Source organism: Nesterenkonia sp. PF2B19 (genome assembly GCF_001758425.2).
In the GTDB taxonomy this organism is placed as follows: domain Bacteria; phylum Actinomycetota; class Actinomycetes; order Actinomycetales; family Micrococcaceae; genus Nesterenkonia; species Nesterenkonia aethiopica.
On the sequence record NZ_MDSS02000018.1, the window covers coordinates 37,963 to 55,698 of the forward strand.

20 protein-coding genes and 1 pseudogene are annotated in these 17,736 nt (G+C 70.0%); 11 read left to right on the forward strand and 10 right to left on the reverse strand.

Annotated elements, in window-relative coordinates; all coding sequences use genetic code 11:
- Positions 1-6: 6 nt before the first annotated feature.
- The 6 genes from BCY76_RS07290 to BCY76_RS07315 all read right to left on the reverse strand — a co-directional run bounded on the left by BCY76_RS07290 (position 7) and on the right by BCY76_RS07315 (position 4,136).
- Complete coding sequence (locus tag BCY76_RS07290) at positions 7-1,002, reverse strand: YdcF family protein (protein WP_070162747.1); 996 nt, start codon at positions 1,000-1,002, stop codon at positions 7-9.
- Positions 1,003-1,152: 150 nt separating this feature from the next.
- Positions 1,153-1,392, reverse strand: coding sequence for a hypothetical protein (locus BCY76_RS07295; RefSeq protein ID WP_070162700.1), 240 nt, complete (start codon positions 1,390-1,392; stop codon positions 1,153-1,155).
- A 65-nt stretch (positions 1,393-1,457) separates the two neighbouring features.
- A complete protein-coding gene (locus BCY76_RS07300) occupies positions 1,458-2,186 on the reverse strand; it encodes a hypothetical protein (RefSeq protein WP_139827670.1) in 729 nt (242 codons plus the stop codon).
- Between the two features lie 293 nt (positions 2,187-2,479).
- On the reverse strand, positions 2,480-3,187 hold the full coding sequence (locus BCY76_RS07305) for a DUF4232 domain-containing protein (protein ID WP_139827671.1): 708 nt from the start codon (positions 3,185-3,187) through the stop codon (positions 2,480-2,482).
- 92 nt (positions 3,188-3,279) lie between these two features.
- The gene (locus BCY76_RS07310; protein ID WP_070162706.1) at positions 3,280-3,741 is read right to left on the reverse strand and encodes an arsenate-mycothiol transferase ArsC; all 462 of its coding nucleotides are present in this window, start codon (positions 3,739-3,741) and stop codon (positions 3,280-3,282) included.
- Positions 3,738-4,136, reverse strand: a complete 399-nt coding sequence (locus BCY76_RS07315; RefSeq protein ID WP_070162708.1) for an ArsR/SmtB family transcription factor — start codon at positions 4,134-4,136, stop codon at positions 3,738-3,740. Before BCY76_RS07315 ends, BCY76_RS07310 begins: the two co-directional genes overlap by 4 nt.
- A gap of 224 nt (positions 4,137-4,360) precedes the next feature.
- Between BCY76_RS07315 and arsB the strand changes: the two genes are divergently transcribed.
- The 4 genes and pseudogenes from arsB (at position 4,361) to BCY76_RS07335 (ending at position 7,521) form a co-directional block, all read left to right on the forward strand.
- Positions 4,361-5,536 (forward strand): ACR3 family arsenite efflux transporter, encoded by a 1,176-nt coding sequence (gene arsB, locus BCY76_RS07320; protein ID WP_272896827.1) that lies wholly within the window; start codon positions 4,361-4,363, stop codon positions 5,534-5,536.
- Positions 5,536-5,952: an arsenate reductase ArsC gene (locus BCY76_RS07325; RefSeq protein WP_070162710.1), complete on the forward strand. Its 417-nt coding sequence runs from the start codon at positions 5,536-5,538 to the stop codon at positions 5,950-5,952. Before arsB ends, BCY76_RS07325 begins: the two co-directional genes overlap by 1 nt.
- A 61-nt stretch (positions 5,953-6,013) precedes the next feature.
- Positions 6,014-6,977 (forward strand): annotated as a pseudogene (locus tag BCY76_RS07330) (A/G-specific adenine glycosylase).
- Positions 6,978-7,149: 172 nt separating this feature from the next.
- Positions 7,150-7,521, forward strand: a complete 372-nt coding sequence (locus BCY76_RS07335; protein WP_083277821.1) for an OmpA family protein — start codon at positions 7,150-7,152, stop codon at positions 7,519-7,521.
- Between the two features lie 193 nt (positions 7,522-7,714).
- Here BCY76_RS07335 and radA read toward each other — a convergent pair whose 3' ends face one another.
- Complete coding sequence (radA, locus tag BCY76_RS07340; RefSeq protein WP_070162716.1) at positions 7,715-9,154, reverse strand: DNA repair protein RadA; 1,440 nt, start codon at positions 9,152-9,154, stop codon at positions 7,715-7,717.
- A gap of 181 nt (positions 9,155-9,335) precedes the next feature.
- On the opposite strand from radA, the gene BCY76_RS07345 reads away from it, so the two are divergent.
- From BCY76_RS07345 to BCY76_RS07355, 3 genes are read left to right on the forward strand one after another with little or no spacing between them, the layout of a single operon-like run.
- The gene (locus tag BCY76_RS07345) at positions 9,336-9,698 is read left to right on the forward strand and encodes an ArsR/SmtB family transcription factor (RefSeq protein WP_070162718.1); all 363 of its coding nucleotides are present in this window, start codon (positions 9,336-9,338) and stop codon (positions 9,696-9,698) included.
- Positions 9,695-10,165 carry an SRPBCC family protein gene (locus tag BCY76_RS07350; protein WP_070162720.1) on the forward strand — a complete coding sequence of 157 codons (471 nt, stop codon included), beginning with the start codon at positions 9,695-9,697 and terminating at the stop codon, positions 10,163-10,165. Before BCY76_RS07345 ends, BCY76_RS07350 begins: the two co-directional genes overlap by 4 nt.
- Before the next feature lie 3 nt (positions 10,166-10,168).
- A complete protein-coding gene (locus BCY76_RS07355; protein ID WP_085437441.1) occupies positions 10,169-10,606 on the forward strand; it encodes a VOC family protein in 438 nt (145 codons plus the stop codon).
- Here BCY76_RS07355 and BCY76_RS07360 read toward each other — a convergent pair.
- Positions 10,599-11,411 carry a lysylphosphatidylglycerol synthase domain-containing protein gene (locus BCY76_RS07360; protein WP_070162722.1) on the reverse strand — a complete coding sequence of 271 codons (813 nt, stop codon included), beginning with the start codon at positions 11,409-11,411 and terminating at the stop codon, positions 10,599-10,601. The two genes, BCY76_RS07355 and BCY76_RS07360, sit on opposite strands and share 8 nt — an antisense overlap.
- A 915-nt stretch (positions 11,412-12,326) precedes the next feature.
- On the opposite strand from BCY76_RS07360, the gene BCY76_RS07370 reads away from it, so the two are divergent.
- The 3 genes from BCY76_RS07370 to BCY76_RS07380 all read left to right on the forward strand — a co-directional run bounded on the left by BCY76_RS07370 (position 12,327) and on the right by BCY76_RS07380 (position 13,841).
- Positions 12,327-12,569, forward strand: coding sequence for a hypothetical protein (locus tag BCY76_RS07370; RefSeq protein WP_085437443.1), 243 nt, complete (start codon positions 12,327-12,329; stop codon positions 12,567-12,569).
- Complete coding sequence (locus BCY76_RS07375; RefSeq protein ID WP_085437445.1) at positions 12,544-13,269, forward strand: alpha/beta hydrolase fold domain-containing protein; 726 nt, start codon at positions 12,544-12,546, stop codon at positions 13,267-13,269. The genes BCY76_RS07370 and BCY76_RS07375 overlap by 26 nt, the downstream gene beginning before the upstream one ends.
- Before the next feature lie 107 nt (positions 13,270-13,376).
- Positions 13,377-13,841, forward strand: a complete 465-nt coding sequence (locus BCY76_RS07380; RefSeq protein ID WP_070162726.1) for a DUF3817 domain-containing protein — start codon at positions 13,377-13,379, stop codon at positions 13,839-13,841.
- Positions 13,842-13,969: 128 nt separating this feature from the next.
- On the opposite strand, the gene BCY76_RS07385 is transcribed toward BCY76_RS07380, so the two are convergent.
- Positions 13,970-16,483 (reverse strand): ATP-dependent Clp protease ATP-binding subunit, encoded by a 2,514-nt coding sequence (locus BCY76_RS07385; protein ID WP_070162728.1) that lies wholly within the window; start codon positions 16,481-16,483, stop codon positions 13,970-13,972.
- 195 nt (positions 16,484-16,678) lie between these two features.
- Entirely contained in the window at positions 16,679-17,524 is an 846-nt protein-coding gene (locus tag BCY76_RS07390; RefSeq protein WP_237090026.1) for a Gfo/Idh/MocA family protein, read from the reverse strand.
- Between BCY76_RS07390 and BCY76_RS20345 the strand changes: the two genes are divergently transcribed.
- A partial coding sequence (locus tag BCY76_RS20345) for a hypothetical protein (protein WP_237090027.1) occupies positions 17,514-17,736 on the forward strand: 223 nt, incomplete at its 3' end. The genes BCY76_RS07390 and BCY76_RS20345 overlap by 11 nt on opposite strands.

The following is a 17,736-nucleotide window of genomic DNA, read 5'->3' on the forward strand; positions in this document are numbered from 1 at the left end:
TGGCGCTCATGCGGCATTGAGGCCCGCGATGAGCACCAGCACGCTGAACGCCAGGAAGGGCAGGAACAGCAGCACGTGCAGGAACATATGACCCTTCATCACCGCGATGAACTCGCGCAGGAACGCGCTGGGCACGTAGTAGCGGGCCGTCTTCGCGCCGGTGACCTCCGCGCGCATGCCCGCCTTCCGAGACAGCAGCGCCGCCCGCAGCACGTGGTAGTTGTTGGTGACCGCCAGCAGCGGACCGGAGCGACCGGCGTCGTCCTGGATCTGCTGGGAGAACCGCAGGTTCTGTGCGGTGTTCACCGCCCGGTTCTCCGGGATCACATCCTCTGCCGCCGCGCCCTGGCCCAGCAGATACTCGGCCATGGCCTCGCCCTCGGGGCGGGACTCGTCCGGCCCCTGCCCGCCGGAGGGGATGAGCAGCGGCTTCTGCTCGGACTGCCGGTAGATCTCCAGGGCACGGTCCAGGCGCGCCTTCAGCAGCGGCGGCACCCCACCGTCGATGAGCCGCGACCCCAGCACCACGACGGCGGCCGGGTGCTCCTGGTGCGTCATCCGCCCGTAGGCCGCCGCGTAGCTCAGGAAGATCACGAAGGCGGCGCCCGCGTAGCCGGTGGCCAGGAACAGCAGGACCGCCAACGTGATCAGGTACGGGTCCCCGGTGACGACGAGGACGACGGCGATCACCGGCAGTGCTGGGATGGCCAGCCCCGCCAGCAGGGAGAGCATGTTCCCCAGCCGGCGGCCCTCACGGCGCAGCATGGTGACCCCGTTGGCGATGAGGAAGCCGCTGAGCACCAGCACGCTGGCCGGCAGCAGCAGCACGATCAGCAGGGTGACGAACCCGAAGCCGGGGACCACCTGGGTGAGGATCTCCACCACGCCCAGCAGGGCGCAGCCGACCGCGGCCACGAGCGCGACACCGTTGCGGAGCATGCGCCGGTCCCTCCGGCGGAAGTGCAGGTACACAGCTCCGAAGAGTACGGCGAGGATCAGCATGAACACGGGGCCAGCCTAGCGGGGCGGGCGGGGGTGGTGAGGCGGGCCGCCGTCGTCGCACCGTCCGTTCTGCACACCAGAATCACGTCTGCACAGCCAGATCTGGCGGGGCAGACGTGATATCGGGGTGCAGAACGCGCCAATCACCGATCACCGGGCGCGAGGCACTCCAGCCTGCAGCAGCTTCCGACGGAGTCGCTCGGGCCGCAGAATGTCCTCCCAGATGATCCGGGCGACGCCGAGGCCCAGCGCCCGGAGGCCGTCCTCACGGTGCTTCTCCGCCTCGAGGGCCTCCACCGGGCTCACCCCACTGAGCTCCTGGGACCTCCGGTACTTGACCATCCCGTCAAACTCGGCGACGACACCCTCCCAGGCGAAGTCCACACGCACACGCCGCCCGTCGGGCAGAACGACCTCACGCTGCAGCTCCGGGGCGTGGAAGCCCAGTTCCCGGATCAGGCTCGTACCGCGGACTCCCCCGGGGACTCGGCGGCAGGGTCGGCGAACTCCACGGCCCGAGCCCACCGTGCCCGTCGGCGGTGCGTGCGCAGATACGGCTCCCACTCGACGAAGTCGTCCAGCACGAGGGTCCGCTCGGAGGTGATCCGACCCGCCAGCACGGCGTCCAGAATCACCGCCGCCTCAGCCAGCGAGGACTCCGCCACGGTGTCCAGAACAGCGAAGGCAAGCGGTTCGACGTCGGCACTTTCCGGGCCGCCCTGCAGCCACGGATGCACACCCAGTCCCAGGGGCTCGCGCGGCACCGCGTGCTCCCCGCGCCGGACTCTGACCTGCAGATCCTCACGACCGATGCCTTCGGGCAAGGCGGCCCCGAGGCGCCGGAGGGGGATCGGCTGCAGGTCACGGCCACTGAGCGGTCTGCCCCGCGCGCCGGCCAGCTCCTGGTGATCCGCCAGCAGGCGAGCGACGACGGCGGCATCGGCCGTCCCGGTGAGCGGGCCAGCCCGCCTCCGCCCCACGCGTCCACGCCGGGTCTCCCGGACAGTGATCTCTCCCGGAGTGCGCAGCAGAGGGACACCCCAGAGGGCGAGCGCCGAGCCGCGACAGAAGAGTGGCGAGGCTGCCGCCGCCATGGCGCCGAGAGCCATGAGATGTCGGTCCCACGACGGGGCGCTGAGCCAGTGCCCGGGCTCGATGTAGACGCCATGGGCAAGGCGCAGCATCTCGCCACGACGCACCGCCGACGACCATCTGTTGCTCCGATGGGCCCGGTCCTCACGGGGCACATCTGCGACGCAGAGCAGGCGCACAGGATCGCGTGACGCGGACGTGACAGTGTGCGTGAGCATGCCTTCCACTGTGGCCGATTCAGAGAGTCAGTGGGGCCGTGTGGGTGCGCCCTGTGGAGAACGCCGTTCTGCACACCGACATCATGTCTGCACAGCGAGATCTCGTGGGGCAGACGTGATACCGGGGTGCAGAACCGACGGGGCAGAACGGGTCCACCGCGTCGCCCTCACTTCAGCGTGAACCGGTGCGGCTCCGAGGTGATCCCGCCCAGGCTCACCGTCAGCTCGTAGGCCCCGGGCTCGAGCTCCACGGGCTCGGTGCAGCTCGCGGACGAATCCGAACGGGGCCAGCTCAGCTGCGCCCGTTCCTGCTGGCCCGGTTCCATCGTGAGCTCATAGGAGTCCGCCTCGCCGCCGCACTCCGTGGTGGTGAAGACTTCGCGTCCGGCATGGGAGACCGTGAACTCCTGCTCGGCGGTGCCGACGTCGAGGGTGCAGTCCTCGTCCCCGACGTTCTGCACGGTGAGGATCAGCAGCGGCGCCACGGCGGCCGAGTACTCGGCGTCGTCAGTGTCGGCGGTCACCCGAATGTCGCCCGGAGCGCAGTGGCCCTCCGGGACGTCGTCGGTGTCCGGGTCGGACCCTGCGTCTGAGTCCTCCTCCGAGTCCGCATCTGAGTCCTCCTCGGAGGCGGCACCCTCATCAGAGCCCTCGTCCGAGTCCGACTCCGAGCCGGATCCGCCCTCAGTGTCGTCCTCCTGCTGCGCCGTGGGGTCGTGCGGGTCCTCATCCACCAGCAGCGCGAAGATCGCCGAGCCCGCCCACCACAGGCCCACCAGGACCACCAGGAGCAGCGCCCCGACCACGAGCCGGCGTCGCCGATACACCGCGGCGGACTGGCGCCTGGGCATGCGGCGCGGACCTGGGGAAGCCATGCGCACCAGGGTATCTCCGCGTCCTGGACGCATCCCGCCCACGCCACTCGGAGACGGGTGTGATGTTCACCGGCCGCCCCGTCGCGCGGCTGTCAGGCCGTCAGCCGTCCGACGAGCTCCTGCACACGGCGGCGGATGTCGTCGCGGACCAGCTCCATGCGTTCGCGGCCCTCGATGCCGCGCAGGCTGGGCTCGTCGGTCTCCCACCGCTCCACCAGCACGCCGTCGGGCTGCGGCACCTGAGCCTCGGCGCCGAGGACCACCACATGCCCGGCACGGCGCATCATGTCCTCGGTGAGCAGGGTGGGAGTCTCGCCGGTGATGTCCACGCCGAGATCCTGCAGGACCTCGGCCGAGAGGGCGTTGACCGCCGCCCCCGGTGCGGTGCCGGCGGAGGCCACGCTCACCGACGACGGCACCCCGGCCGCTTCCAGCTCGCGGCGCATCAGTCCCGCGGCCATCTGAGACTTGCCGCCGTTCTTCACGCAGACGAACAGCACGCCGTCGGAGGGCCGGTCGGCACGCTGGACGGCGGGATCGGGTGTGATGCTCATGCGGGCTCCAGGGGAGAGTTCGGGTGCGGTGGGACGATCCCATGGCCGACAGCGTGGGCGATGCTCTCCAGCGCCCCGTCGACGACGGCGTAGTAGGACCAGACACCGCGCTTCTCCCGCGTGAGGAGGCCGGCGTCGACCAGGATCTTCAGGTGGTGTGAGACCGTGGGCTGCCCCAGGTCCAGCGGGCCGGTGAGGTCGCAGACGCAGGCTTCTCCGCGGGCGTCGGCGGCGACGAGCGCGAGCAAGGTCAGGCGGTTGGGGTCGGCGAGGGCCTTGAGCCGGGCGGCGAGCTCGACGGCCGCCTCGGCGTCGAGTGCGGGCGTGCCAGGCTGGGGAGTGCAGCAGCTCGAGGTCTCGCCGTCGGCCTGGTCCGACGTGAGGGAGAGAGTCATGGGTCCTCCGACTGGTGAGGGGCCACGGGTGGTCAGTCCGCGACGCCTGGTGACATCGACGCGCAGAGACACCCCCGAGCACCGACATTGACATTCTTCGATGCCCCTGACGATACTCGGACCATCGATGGTTGTCGATGCCGTCGTCTCACCCTCTGCGGTGCCCCCTCCACGGAAGCGCCGCAGACCCTGAAACCCTCCTCCACCCAGACCTCAGGAGCACCGTGTCGCAGAGCACCACCTCGGCCACCGCCTCATCAGCACCGCCGGACGCCTCCGGCGTCGTCGCGAAGCTGTCACTGCTGGACCGATTCCTGCCGGTGTGGATCATCGCCGCCATGGCGGTCGGTCTCGGCCTGGGCGCCGCAGCACCAGGCTTCGGTGAGGCGCTGGAATCGTTCAAGATCGCCGGGGTGTCCCTGCCCATCGCCCTGGGACTGCTGATCATGATGTACCCGGTGCTCGCGAAGGTCCGCTACGACGAGACCGCCACCGTGATCGGCGACCGGAAGCTGATCATCACCTCGCTGCTGATCAACTGGCTGCTCGCTCCGGCGTTCATGTTCGCCCTCGCCTGGCTCTTCCTGCCGGACCTGCCGGAGTACCGGACCGGGCTGATCATCGTGGGGCTGGCCCGCTGCATCGCCATGGTGCTGATCTGGAACGACCTCGCCTGCGGGGACCGTGAGGCCGCCGCCGTGCTGGTCGCCATCAACTCGGTGTTCCAGGTGATCATGTTCGGAGTGCTCGGCTGGTTCTATCTGCAGCTGCTGCCCAGCTGGCTGGGACTGCCCACCACCAGCGCCGAGTTCTCGGTGGTGGCGATCACCGTCTCCGTGCTGGTGTTCCTGGGGATCCCTCTGGTGGCCGGATTCCTGACCCGCACCCTCGGCGAGCGCGCCCGCGGACGCGACTGGTACGAGGAGACGGTCCTGCCGCGCATCGGCCCCTGGGCCCTGTACGGTCTGCTGTTCACCATCGTGGTGCTCTTCGCCCTGCAGGGCGACCAGGTGCTGAGCAGTCCACTGGACGTCGCCCGGATCGCGCTGCCACTGACCATCTACTTCCTGGTGACCTTCGGCGCCTCCATGCTGATCGGCTGGCTTCTGCGCCTGGGCTACGAGCGCTCCACCACGCTGTCCTTCACCGCGGCGGGGAACAACTTCGAACTGGCCATCGCGGTGTCCATCGCCACCTTCGGTGCCACCAGCGGTCAGGCGCTGGCCGGGATCGTCGGCCCGCTCATCGAGGTGCCCATCCTCGTGGCGCTGGTCTATGTGGCCCTGTGGGCGCGCCGCTGGTTCGCGACGTCGACGCCGGCCGCCGTCGGGGCCTCACCTGAGACGCCGCGCCCCTCCCCTGCTGACACCCCTGCTGAGACTCCTGAGAGGACCCGCTGATGACCCGCGAGAACCACAAGCCCACCGTCCTGTTCGTCTGCGTGCACAACGCCGGCCGCTCCCAGATGGCCGCGGGTTTCCTGCGGGAGATCGCCGGCGACGACGTCGTCGTGCACTCTGGCGGCACCCAGCCGGCCGACCAGGTGAACCCGGTGGCCGTGGAGGCGATGGCCGAGGTCGGCATCGACATCTCCACCCGCGTGCCGGACCAGCTCTCCCCGTACACCGTCCAGGAGTCGGACGTGGTGGTCACCATGGGCTGCGGGGACGACTGCCCGTTCTACCCGGGCAAGCGCTACGAGGACTGGCAGCTGGACGACCCGGCCGGCCAGGGCATCGAGGCCGTGCGGCTGATCCGCGATGACATCCGGGCCCGCGTGGAGGAGCTGGTAGCCTCGCTGCGCACCCCGGCCTGAGGCCGCGTCGCCCCGCGTCGCCCCACGTCGCCCCGCGTCGATCGTCCGTAGAATCGCAGGGATGCCTGAGACCACTCTGCCTGATGATGCGGCCCTCGCCGAGGCCCCGATCCCGCCGGCGCCGGAGGACGTGCACACCCGGGTGATCGACTGGTTCGCCGAGGCCGCCCGGGACCTGCCGTGGCGCCGCCCGGAGTGCACCCCGTGGGGTGTGCTGGTCAGCGAGATCATGCTGCAGCAGACCCCCGTGGTCCGGGTGCTGCCACGCTGGGAGGAATGGCTGCACCGCTGGCCCACGCCCGCCGCCTGCGCGGCCGCGCCGAGCGCCGAGATCCTCACGGTCTGGGACCGGCTGGGGTATCCCCGGCGGGCGCTGCGCCTGCAGGCCGCGGGCGGAGGCGATCGTGGACCGGCACGGCGGCGAGGTCCCGGCGAACCCGGAGGCGCTGCGCGCCCTGCCGGGGATCGGCGAGTACACGGCCGCCGCGGTGTCCTGCTTCGCCTTCGGGATCCCGGAAGTCGTGGTGGACACCAACATCCGTCGGGCGCATGCCCGCATCTTCACCGGCGTCGCCCTGCCCGGACAGACCTACACGGCTGCCCAGCGGCGGCTCGCCCGTGACCTGATGCCGGACACCGATGACGACGGCGGGCGCCGCGCCTGCGCCTGGAACGCCGCCACCATGGAACTGGGGGCACTGATCTGCACCGCCCGTTCCCCGCAGTGCGCGATCTGCCCGGTGGCCGACCTGTGCGCGTGGCGGACGGCTGGTTCCCCGCCGCCGACCGAGGAGCAGAAGACCCGCGGCCAAGCCTGGGCGGGCACAGACCGGCAGGTGCGCGGGGCGATCATGGCGGTGCTGCGCCGCGGTGAGCCGGTGCAGGCTGAAACCCTGTTGGCCGGACTGCCGCTTCCGGAGGCCGAGGACGACCAGCGCCGCCGCTGCCTGGACTCGCTGGTGCGGGACGGCCTGGCGGAGCGGCGCGGCGACATCGTGGCGCTGCCGGGAGTGCTGGGCGGCTGAGTGTCGCCGCGGCGCCGCCGGCTGCAGGACCTCCAGCCTGCCCGGCCGCTCCGGCCTCCGTTGTGACCCTCCGGCGTGCCGGGTAGGCTGGCCGTTCAGCTCGTCGAGGGAGGGGCGAGCCGTGGCGCCTTCGGCTCCGCGCATCGCACTCGACCTGAGGATGGGGACCTGAATGAGGCACGACCGTTGCTGGCAACGTCGAGGAACGGTGGCCGGATTCGGGATCGCCACCGTCCTTGCCCTCAGTGGCTGTGGCATCTTCGCTCCGGAGGACACGGTCGACGAACAGGACTTCGAGGATTCCGTCAGCGCGGCGGAAGACGGTTCGATCGTCCTCGAGTCGGACATCCTCTTCAGCGCCAACAGCTGGGAGCTGCCGCGGGGTGCTGACGTGCTGATCGCGGAGCTGGCGGAGGCAGTCCCGGACGACGCCGAGGTCCACATCATCGGCCACACGGATTCCCGGCCGATTGGCCAGAGCGATGAAGACCTCACCAATGAGGAGCTCTCCGAGAGGCGCGCGCAGTCGGTGGCCGACGCCTGAGTGCGGAACGTGATGATCTCGTGCTGACGATCGAGGGACGGGCCGACACGGATCCGGCGGTGGAAGAGGACCCCACCGAACCGAGCACGTACGCCGAGAATCGTCGCGTGGAGATCCAGTTCGCGGACTGATCCGTGTCGGCTGTCGGGCATGACTCGCGGCGGCCCGACTCTCGCACTGCGCGCCGCCGGGCTCAGTTCTGCGCGGCTCCCGCGCGCGACGACGCCTGTGCTGCGCCGCCGTCGAACAGCAGCGCCATCGCCTCCGGCAGGGAGCCGATCTCCTTCACCGTCATGCCGGCGGGGATGTCGCTCGTCGAAGCCCCGCGGGGCACGATCGCATGGGTGAATCCGAGCCGCTGGGCCTCCTGCAGGCGTCGCTGCAGCCCGGGAACCTGCCGCACCTCCCCGGCCAGGCCCACCTCTCCGAAGGCGAGGAACCGGTTGGGCAGGGGCTTCTCCAGCGCGGCCGAGGCCACGGCGAGCGCGATGGACAGGTCCGCGGCGGGCTCCGTGATCTTCACGCCCCCGACGGTGGCCACGTAGGTCTCCGACTTGAACAGGGTGGCCAGCCGGGCGCGCCGCTGCAGCACGGCCAGCAGCATCGAGACCCGGGAGGAGTCCAGCCCGGAAACAGCCCGCCGGGGTTGGGAGGCCGGGGACTCGGCCACCAGGGCCTGCACCTCGGCGGTCAGCGGGCGCCGACCCTCCAGGGTGATGGTGATGCAGGTGCCCGGGACGCGCTCTGTCATGGCAGAGACGAACAGACCGGACGGGTCGGCCAAGGAGGTCAGCCCGCCCTCGTTCAGATCGAAGCAGCCGACGTCGTCGGTCGGGCCGTAGCGGTTCTTCACCGCACGCAGCAGACGCAGCCGGGAGTGCCGGTCCCCCTCGAACTGGCAGACCACGTCCACCAGGTGCTCGAGCATGCGGGGCCCGGCGATGTTGCCGTCCTTGGTCACGTGGCCCACCAGGATGGTGGTCATGTTGCGGCGCTTGGCCGCCTCGATCATCGAGGCGGTGACCTCGCGGATCTGAGTGACCCCGCCGGCCGCACCCTCCACCTCCGCCGAGGACAGGGTCTGCACCGAGTCCATGATGGTCAGCTGCGGGGAGCTCTGGTCGATCTGCCCCAGCGCCTGCCCCAGGTCCGACTCCGCAGCCAGATACAGCCCTTCAGCCATGGCGTCGATGCGTTCGGCCCGCTTCTTCACCTGCGCGGCGGACTCCTCGCCGGTCAGGTACAGCACCGGCTGGTCCGGGTGGGCCTGCGCGACGGCGGAGGCCACCTGCAGCAGCAGGGTCGACTTCCCGACGCCGGGCTCCCCGGCCATCAGGATCACCGCCCCGGGCACCAAACCGCCGCCGAGCACCCGGTCCAGCTCCCCGATGCCGGTGGCGCGGAACTCAGCTACCGACGCGTCGACGTCGCCGATGGCCTGAGCGGGGGCGGCCAGGTTGGAGGCGGCGGTGGTCCGCGCGGTGACCTGCTCCTTCTCCTCCACCGTGCCCCAGGACTGGCACTCCGGGCAGCGGCCGACCCATTTGACGGTCTGCCAGCCGCACTCGGAGCACTCGAAGGTCGAGGCGTTCTTCGCCTTGGACTTGCTGCGCGTGGAGGTGCGGGTGGCCATGGGGACCACGGTATCGCGACCAGGTGACACGTTCTGAGCGGGTCAGTACGAGGTCAACAGCCAAGGTCCCTGGTGCGGCCGGTTCAGAGGGGGCCCGTAGGCAACCTGGCCCGCAGCCTCTTGACATTCCGACAGAGCAACCTTTTCAATGTAGTTGTCTCTTAATTAAGGGAAGGGCAAAATGGCCTCCTCCGATCCTCTGAGTCTCGTATTCGCTGCGCTCGCAGACCCGACCCGACGCGCGATCCTTGCACGGCTGACACAGGGGCCGGCAACGGTCGGCGAAGTGGCCGAACCGTTCGCCATCAGCGCTCCTGCGATCTCCCAGCACCTGAAGGTGCTGGAGCGCGCAGGGCTCGTCACCCGCACCACGCACGCTCAATGGCGAACCCTCACGATGCAGACCCAGCCGCTCGACGCAGCATCGGCCTGGGTGGAGGAGCACCGTCGCGAGTGGAGTCTGCGCCTCGACCACCTCGACGCACATCTGAAGACCATGGCGACCCGACCGACGTCCGACGACAGGAAGGAAGCACAGTCATGACCACGACGGACACCGCGGCAGGAGAGATCCCTCAGTTCTCCATCATCCGCACCTTCGACGCCCCGCAGGAACTCGTCTGGCGTGCGTGGACCGAGGAGGCTGAACTCGCAGGCTGGCTGCACCCCTTCGGGGTGACCACCGAGAGCGTGTCGTTCGACGTCCGAGTGGGCGGGCGGTACCGGTACACGATGATCAACGAGGAGACCGGCCAGCGTTTTCCGACGGGAGGTGAGTATCTCGAGGTGAAGCCGATGCACCGACTCGTCTTCACCTGGGGCGACCCTGATGCTCCTGCCGACGCAGCGCCGGTCATCACGCTCACGCTGATCCCACACGGCGAGCACACCGAGCTGGTCTTTCACCTGCGCGGGTACGACGGCCAGCCCGGCGACGGCTTCGTCTACGACGGTTGGGACGAGGCACTGACCAACATCGGCCGCCACCTGCTCAGGGAGAGGCTGGGCTGAATCATGTCGATCACCATGGACAACATCGGCATCGTCGTCGAGGACCTGGATCCGGTGATCGCGTTCTTCGGTGACCTCGGTCTGGAGCTGGAGGGCCGCGCGATGGTCGAGGGTGAATGGGCTGGGCGCTGCACCGGTCTCGGCGATCAGCGCGTCGAGGTCGCCATGATGCGAACCCCCGATGGACATGGCCGCTTGGAGCTCTCTCGATTCCTCGTCCCGGATATCGCCCAGGATCATCGAGACGCTCCTGTCAATGCACTGGGCTACCTCCGCGTCATGTTCGACGTCGAGGACCTGGACGAGACACTCGCTCGTGTCGAGAGGCATGGCACGCAGCTTGTCAGCACCCAGATCGTCCGGTACGAAGACGCCTACAGGCTCTGCTACATCCGCGGGCCTGAGGGCATCCTCGTCGGACTCGCGCAGAGCCTCAGCTGAGTCGTGCGAGACCACGGCGCAGCATCGGCAGCTCACGACGACCGGCCGCGGGCACCCTCAGCGGCATGGGCGGTTGAGGGTGCGCCCCGTAGGCAGGGTCGGTGCGCATCTGCTCCAGCAGGCGAGCGAGCTCACGGATGTCCTGCCGACGTCGTCCGAGGTCATGCTGGCGCGCCCAGACGTACAGTCCCATGCCGAGCGCTCCCAACACAGCGCCGGTGATCAGCAGCCAGGGCCCGTCCGAGGTGAGGGACACCAGCAGCGTCACGACGGCGGCGAGGCCGGCGGACGCCGCCGTCGTCTTGGCCAGCCGACGCGGATTCCGCCGCCACGCGTCCTCGACGCTCGGCGGCAGCACCGCGCTGTCCTGGACCACACGGACGGGGTCCTGGTCGGGGTCATACGGTCCGTGCCCCTGGCTGACGCCTTCGATCGTCGGCGCGTGCCGAGCCGGAGCCCCCACGGCGCGCTGCCACCAGTTCGTATAGAGCACCGCCGCGGCGTGACCGGCCGGAGAGCCCGGCGCGAGCTGCCGACGCGCAGCAGCGCGGCGCCGCCGGAGGTGGAGGTCATGTGCCGCGCTGTGGAGGAGGATCAGCAGCACGGCCACCGGGCCGAGCACGATGAACAGGACCGCGAAGACGGTGAACAGCCGCTCCGCGGCTCCCTCCTCGGGGGTGACCAGCAGGCCGACGAATCCGACGACGGCCGCTGCGGCGGCGAGTGTCCCGAGAACACCGGTGAGACGCCGTATCGTCCTCATCCCGGCGGCAGCGACCTCGACGTCGAGAGCGACGTGATCCATGGTGATCCGGAACCCGGTCCGACGGGTGCCGGACCGCCGGGGACTGGACAGCCGGGGACTGGGCCGCCGCGTCAGAGGGCTGCGGACTGTGCCGATGCTGCAGCGCCTGCCGGGCCGCAGGGCTGAGGAACTGCTCCACGGGCCCCGCATGGGCGTCCCAGCCGGGTTCGAGCCTTCCGCCGTCGTGTCCCTGCTGCCGCAGGACGGCGACGTGGCGCAGCATCTCCGCGCGCCGCCACTCGTCGTCCCAACGTCTTCGCGGATCGGCCCAGGGCCCCTCGGATCCCAGCGCACTCAACGGCAACGACTGCAGGAGACGCTCGTAGGCGGTCAGCGCAGCCCGATCCATGCCGTCACCCCGACGCCCCACCAGGAGGATCGGCACCTGGGGGCCGGGATCCGTCGCCAAGACGTGAGTGACGGCGGCATACCGTGACGCGCCCGCACGTGCCCCCGCCTCGATCCGCAGGGGACGCACGGCGCCGAACGGATGCTCCTGACGGCCGACGCGGATCATGCCCTGTGAGAAGTCCACCGCGACGGTGGGGCCCGACCACCCCAGGATCAGACGGAGCACCCCGTACACCGCGCCCCACATGAGGACTCCGCCGACGCTCGCCGGCAGCCGCTCGAAGCCCTGGACCGCCAGGACGATGGTCACCGTCACTCCGCACACGAAACCCGCCGTCCGCGGCACCCAGCGCCGCGCGCGAGGGCTTCGCTGCAGCAGCACCTCCCCAGACCGGGAGCTCGGCGAGTAGGTCATGGCATGAGACCTTACCGAGTCTCTGGGGTGGACGAGCAGGGGGCGTCCCGGAGGCGACCCTCCCGGCGTCGGCGCTCTCGTCCGGGATGCGCAGCTAGGCTCAGACACCACACCCCTCTCCGTGAAGCCTCACCGCCTGGAGCACGCCGATGTCCGAGCCGCGCGCCGACACTCCCCCACGCCTCAGCCTCGCCGCCCGCCTCATGCCCGCGGCCATGCGACTCCGGCGGGCGAATCGGCACTACCGCACCCGCGAGCATGTGCGCCGGCACCTGGAGGAGCTGACCGTGCGGCCGCGTCCCGCCGGCCCTCCGCGCAGGATCCGCGGCGACGTCGTCGTCATGGCGCTGGGAGCGCGGCTGGCGGATCCACACCCTCGCACCGCAGGGTGAGCCCCGCGGGACCGTGCTGTACCTGCACGGCGGCGGCTGGGTGCACGAGGCCGCGCCGACGCACTGGCGGTGGGTCCAGCGCCTGGCTGCGGAGGCGCAGGTGCGGGTGGTCATGCCCGCCTACCCGCTGGTCCAGGAGGGCGGCACGGGGGCCACGGTGGTGCCGCGCGTGGCCGACCTCGCGGCAGAGCTCTCCGCCGACTCCGGTGAGCCCGTCATCCTGATGGGCGACTCCGCAGGCGGCTCCATCGCCCTCTCCGTGAGCCTGACGCTCGCCCAGCAGGAGCGGCCGGCGGCGCTGACCGCGCTGATCTCCCCGGCCCTGGACCTGCGGTTCAGCAACCCGGAGATCGACGCCCGCCAACCGGAGGACCCGTGGCTGGTCAAGAAGGGTCAGCTCGAACTCTCGGAGCGGTGGATCGGCGAGCATGGGGAGGACCCCCTCCTCAACCCCTTCCTCGGTGACCTGACAGGCATCGGTCCGCTGCTGGTCTTCAGCGGCACCCGAGACATCCTCCACCCTGACACCCGGTTGTTCATGCAACGCGCCACAGACGACGGCGCCGACGTCGAGTACCACGAGGAGCCCGGCCACCTGCACGTCTACCCGCTGCTGCCGACCCCGGAGGGGAGGCGGGCACGGCGCAGGATGGTCGACGCCGTGCGGCAGGCGACGTCGAGCACCGCCCCGACACTCTGAGCGCCGCTCCCAGGCGGACCCCGTACCATACGGTCGGGCGATCGCGGCCCGGCACCGGGGCCGCCGTCGTCGTCATGACCCGTTCATCCCAGACCCTCAGGAGAGGCGTGTTCCGCTCCCCCAAGATCTTCTTCCGCGTCCTGGCGATCGCCGAGGCGATCTCCTGGACCCTGCTCATCGGCGGCATGATCCTGCGCGCCACCCATGGCCTCGACGTCGCCGTGACCATCGGCGGCGGCATCCACGGCTTCGTGTTCCTCGCCTATGCCGCCACCGCGGTGATCGTGGCGAAGAACCAGCGCTGGAGCGCCGGCCCGGCCGCCACCGCCATCATCAGCGCGATCATCCCCTACGCCACCGTCCCGGTGGACATCTGGCTCAAGCGCAGCGGCCGACTGGACGGACCGTGGCGCCTCCACGCCGGCGAGGACCCGCGCGACCACAGCTGGCATGACCGGCTGCTGCGGGTGCTGCTGAACCGGCCGGCGCTGGTCGGCGGAGCGCTGGCGGTCGGCGTCGTCGTCGTGTTCGTCGGACTGCTGGTGGCAGGGCCGCCCGTACCGAAGGGCTGACGCCCGGCCGCGAGCGGCCCGCTCACAGCTGAGGTCTGCACCGTCCACGCACGACAGCGGGGGCCGAGTTCCTGGGATGGAACTCGGCCCCCGCTGTCGTTCAGCGCAACGAGATCAGACCTGCCAGGTCAGCTCTCGATCGCGGCGGGTTCCTCGGTGCCTTCGATCTGCGGCGCCGGGGTCGTCCAGTCGAAGGTGAGCTCGCGGTCGTCGCCCTCACCCTTGAGCCCGATGGTGATCTCCGCGCCGTGCGGGATCTCGCCGTAGAGGATCTGCTCGGAGAGCTGGTCCTCGATCATGGACTGGATGGTCCGGCGCAGCGGGCGGGCACCCATGGACGGGTCGTAGCCCTTCTCCGCGAGGAACTCGCGGGCCGGCTGGGTGACCTGCAGGGTCATGGACTGCTCGGCCAGGCGCTCCCGCAGGCGGTTGACGAACAGGTCCACGATCTTGACGATCTCGGCCCGATCCAGCTGCGGGAACACGATGGTGTCGTCCACACGGTTCAGGAACTCGGGACGGAAGTGCTGGCGCAGCTCCTCGTTGACCTTGCCCTTCATCCGCTCATAGTTCGTGGCGGTGTCCGTCGAGGACTGGAACCCGGTCATCACACCCTTGGAGATGTCCTTGGTCCCCAGGTTGGTGGTCATGATGATGACGGTGTTCTTGAAGTCCACCATCCGTCCCTGCGAGTCGGTCAGACGACCGTCCTCCAGGATCTGCAGCAGCGAGTTGAACAGGTCCGCGTGGGCCTTCTCCACCTCGTCGAACAGCACCACGGAGAACGGACGACGCCGGACCTTCTCGGTCAGCTGGCCGCCCTCCTCGTAGCCCACGTAGCCGGGAGGGGCGCCGAAGAGCCGGGAGACGGTGTGCTTCTCCGAGAACTCCGACATGTCCAGGGTGATGAGCGCGTCCTCGTCGCCGAAGAGGAACTCGGCCAGCGTCTTGGCCAGCTCGGTCTTTCCGACTCCGGTGGGGCCGGCGAAGATGAACGAGCCGGAGGGCCGGTTCGGGTCCTTCAGGCCGGCGCGGGTGCGGCGGATCGCCCGGGACAGGGACTTGACGGCCTCGTCCTGGCCGATGACGCGCTTGTGGAGCTCCTCCTCCATCCGCTTGAGACGGTCGGACTCCTGCTCGGTGAGCTTGAAGACCGGGATGCCGGTGGAGAAGGCGAGGACCTCGGCGATCAGGTCCGCGTCGACCTCGGCGATCTCATCCATGGAGCCCGACTTCCAGGCGTCCTCCTTCTGCTGGCGCTCGTCGACGAGCTTCTGCTCCTTGTCGCGCAGCGAGGCGGCACCCTCGAAGTCCTGGGCGTCGATGGCGGCCTCCTTCTCCCGCCGGACGTCCTCGATCTTCGCGTCGTACTCCTTCAGCTCCGGCGGCGCGGTCATCTTCTGGATGCGCAGCCGGGCGCCGGCCTCGTCGATCAGGTCGATCGCCTTGTCCGGGAGGAAGCGGTCGTTGATGTACCGGTGGCCCAGGGACGCGGCGGCCTCCAGGGCCTCCTCGGTGATGGACACCTTGTGGTGGGCCTCGTAGCGGTCGCGCAGCCCGCGCAGGATCTGCACGGTGACCTCCACCGAGGGCTCCTCCACCTGGATGGGCTGGAAGCGGCGCTCCAGGGCGGCGTCCTTCTCGATGTGCTTGCGGTACTCGTCCAGCGTGGTGGCACCGATGGTCTGAAGCTCACCACGGGCCAGCATCGGCTTGAGGATGTTGGCGGCATCGATGGCGCCCTCGGCGGCTCCGGCCCCGACGAGGGTGTGGATCTCGTCGATGAACAGGATGATGTCGCCGCGGGTGCGGATCTCCTTGAGGACCTTCTTCAGGCGCTCCTCGAAGTCACCGCGGTACCGGGAGCCGGCCACCAGCGAGCCGAGGTCCAGCGTGTAGAGCTGCTTGTCACGCAGGATCTCCGGGACGTCGTTGTTCACGATCGCCTGGGCGAGACCCTCGACGACGGCGGTCTTGCCGACGCCGGGCTCACCGATGAGGACCGGGTTGTTCTTGGTGCGACGGGAGAGCACCTGCATCACGCGCTGCCGCTCGTAGTCACGGCCGACCACCGGGTCCAGGGCGGCCTCCCGCGCGGCGGCGGTGAGATTGCGGCCGAACTGGTCCAGCACCACGGAGCCGGAGGGCTGCCCTTCGGTGGCCCCCTGCCCGACGCCGGCGCCGGCCTTCTCCTGGCCGCCGCCCTGGTAGCCGGACAGCAGCTGGATGACCTGCTGGCGCACCTTGTTCAGGTCGGCGTTGAGCTCCACGAGCACCTGGGCGGCGACGCCCTCGCCCTCGCGGATCAGGCCGAGCAGGATGTGCTCGGTGCCGATGTAGTTGTGGCCCAGCTGCAGGGCTTCGCGCAGCGAGAGCTCCAGGACCTTCTTGGCGCGCGGAGTGAAGGGGATGTGGCCGCTGGGCGCGTTCTGCCCGGGGCCGATCTTCTCCTGGACCTTCTCGCGGACCCCGCCCAGCGAGATGTCCAGAGACTCCAGGGCCTTGGCGGCGACGCCCTCACCCTCGTGGATGAGTCCGAGCAGGATGTGCTCGGTGCCGATGTAGTTGTGGTTGAGCATGCGGGCCTCTTCTTGGGCCAGCACAACCACTCGCCGTGCGCGGTCTGTGAATCTCTCGAACATGGCCAATGACACTCCTCGCGTTGATGCTCACTCTCGATGCTACGGGGGTGTGACCGCTTTGGGGCGCCTGTTCGCCACCGGGGAAAGTTCGGTCCGGGTAGGGCCCTTCCCGCGCGGATCGTCTCTCTGTGAGAGATCGTCCCTAAATCAGGGACGATCTCTCACAGAGAGAGATCCCTGCACCGATCCGCCGCCTCACACCCTCGCCGGCGGTGTCAGCGCCGCGCGCACCGAGGGCCAGGCGGCCAGTCGTGCCCGGACATCGCCACGGGACTCGATGGCGAGCGCCTGCCGCCAGGCGTTGTCGAGCACCTCGTCGACCCGCACGCGCCCGCCGCGGGAGGCCGATTCGACGGCGGCCTCCACCATCGCCAGGCTCATGATGTTCTGGTGGACCTCGCCCATCGGCGCTGTGCCGCCCGGGCCGGCCTCCAGGGCGTCCAGGAACTCCACCAGCGCCCCGGCGATGCCCTCCCCCGGCGCGACGGCGCCATCGTCGGCGTCGGCGTCACCGAACCTGCCGCTGACTGCCTCCGGCGCGCGATCTGGGGCGTCCGCCACCGGCGCCTCCTCGCCGTCCCAGACGGCCGTGCCGTGTTCGGCCGAGAGCCGCCACGACCCGTTCCAGGAGGTCTCCTGCCCCGGGCTGCACCAGCTGCCGGTGTAGACGAACCGGGAGCCGCCCTCCATCTCGAAGATCGCGCTGGCCGCGGCGTCGCCGTCGTACCAGGACCACGGCGGGTTGAACTCCTCGCAGTACACGGACACCGGTTCGGCGTCGAGCAGGAACCGGGCGGCGTCGAAGGGGTGGATGGCCATGTCCACAAGCAGCGGGTGGACCATCCGCTCCCGGAAGCCCCCGAAGCGGGGAGCTTTGAAGAACTCGGTCACCAACGCGCCCGGCGCGCCCAGGCCGCGCGCCTGCGCACGGAGGGTGAACAGCTGCTGGTTGTACCGGCGCGACTGGCTCACCATGAACAGCTGTCCGGTGACCTCCGAGGCGGCGGCCAGGGACAGGGCGCGGGGCAGCGTGTCGGCCACGGGCTTCTCCCCCAGCACCGGCAGCCCGGCCGTCAGCGCCGCCGTGGTGACCGGGTGGTGGCGCGCGGGATCGTCACGTTCACCGCCGCCTGGGCGCCGGTCCGCTGCTGGCCACGCCGTCGGCGCCGTCGCGCTCATCCTGCTGCTCATCATCCGCTTCAAGGTCCACGCCTTCATCACCCTCGTGGTCGTCTCGGCCTTGACCGCGATCG

Bases quoted from the DNA above. Each gene is read 5' to 3' on its own strand.
- BCY76_RS07385 (WP_070162728.1), bottom strand. From the start codon at position 16,483: ATGTTCGAGAGATTCACAGACCGCGCACGGCGAGTGGTTGTGCTGGCC.
- BCY76_RS07315 (WP_070162708.1), bottom strand. From the start codon at position 4,136: ATGACTCTCTCCCTCACGTCGGACCAGGCCGACGGCGAGACCTCGAGC.
- BCY76_RS07370 (WP_085437443.1), top strand. From the start codon at position 12,327: ATGTCCGAGCCGCGCGCCGACACTCCCCCACGCCTCAGCCTCGCCGCC.
- BCY76_RS07325 (WP_070162710.1), top strand. From the start codon at position 5,536: ATGACCCGCGAGAACCACAAGCCCACCGTCCTGTTCGTCTGCGTGCAC.
- BCY76_RS07305 (WP_139827671.1), bottom strand. From the start codon at position 3,187: ATGGCTTCCCCAGGTCCGCGCCGCATGCCCAGGCGCCAGTCCGCCGCG.
- BCY76_RS07345 (WP_070162718.1), top strand. From the start codon at position 9,336: ATGGCCTCCTCCGATCCTCTGAGTCTCGTATTCGCTGCGCTCGCAGAC.
- BCY76_RS07350 (WP_070162720.1), top strand. From the start codon at position 9,695: ATGACCACGACGGACACCGCGGCAGGAGAGATCCCTCAGTTCTCCATC.
- BCY76_RS07310 (WP_070162706.1), bottom strand. From the start codon at position 3,741: ATGAGCATCACACCCGATCCCGCCGTCCAGCGTGCCGACCGGCCCTCC.
- BCY76_RS07300 (WP_139827670.1), bottom strand. From the start codon at position 2,186: ATGCTGCGCCTTGCCCATGGCGTCTACATCGAGCCCGGGCACTGGCTC.
- radA (WP_070162716.1), bottom strand. From the start codon at position 9,154: ATGGCCACCCGCACCTCCACGCGCAGCAAGTCCAAGGCGAAGAACGCC.
- BCY76_RS07360 (WP_070162722.1), bottom strand. From the start codon at position 11,411: ATGGATCACGTCGCTCTCGACGTCGAGGTCGCTGCCGCCGGGATGAGG.
- BCY76_RS07335 (WP_083277821.1), top strand. From the start codon at position 7,150: ATGAGGCACGACCGTTGCTGGCAACGTCGAGGAACGGTGGCCGGATTC.
- BCY76_RS07355 (WP_085437441.1), top strand. From the start codon at position 10,169: ATGTCGATCACCATGGACAACATCGGCATCGTCGTCGAGGACCTGGAT.
- BCY76_RS07290 (WP_070162747.1), bottom strand. From the start codon at position 1,002: ATGCTGATCCTCGCCGTACTCTTCGGAGCTGTGTACCTGCACTTCCGC.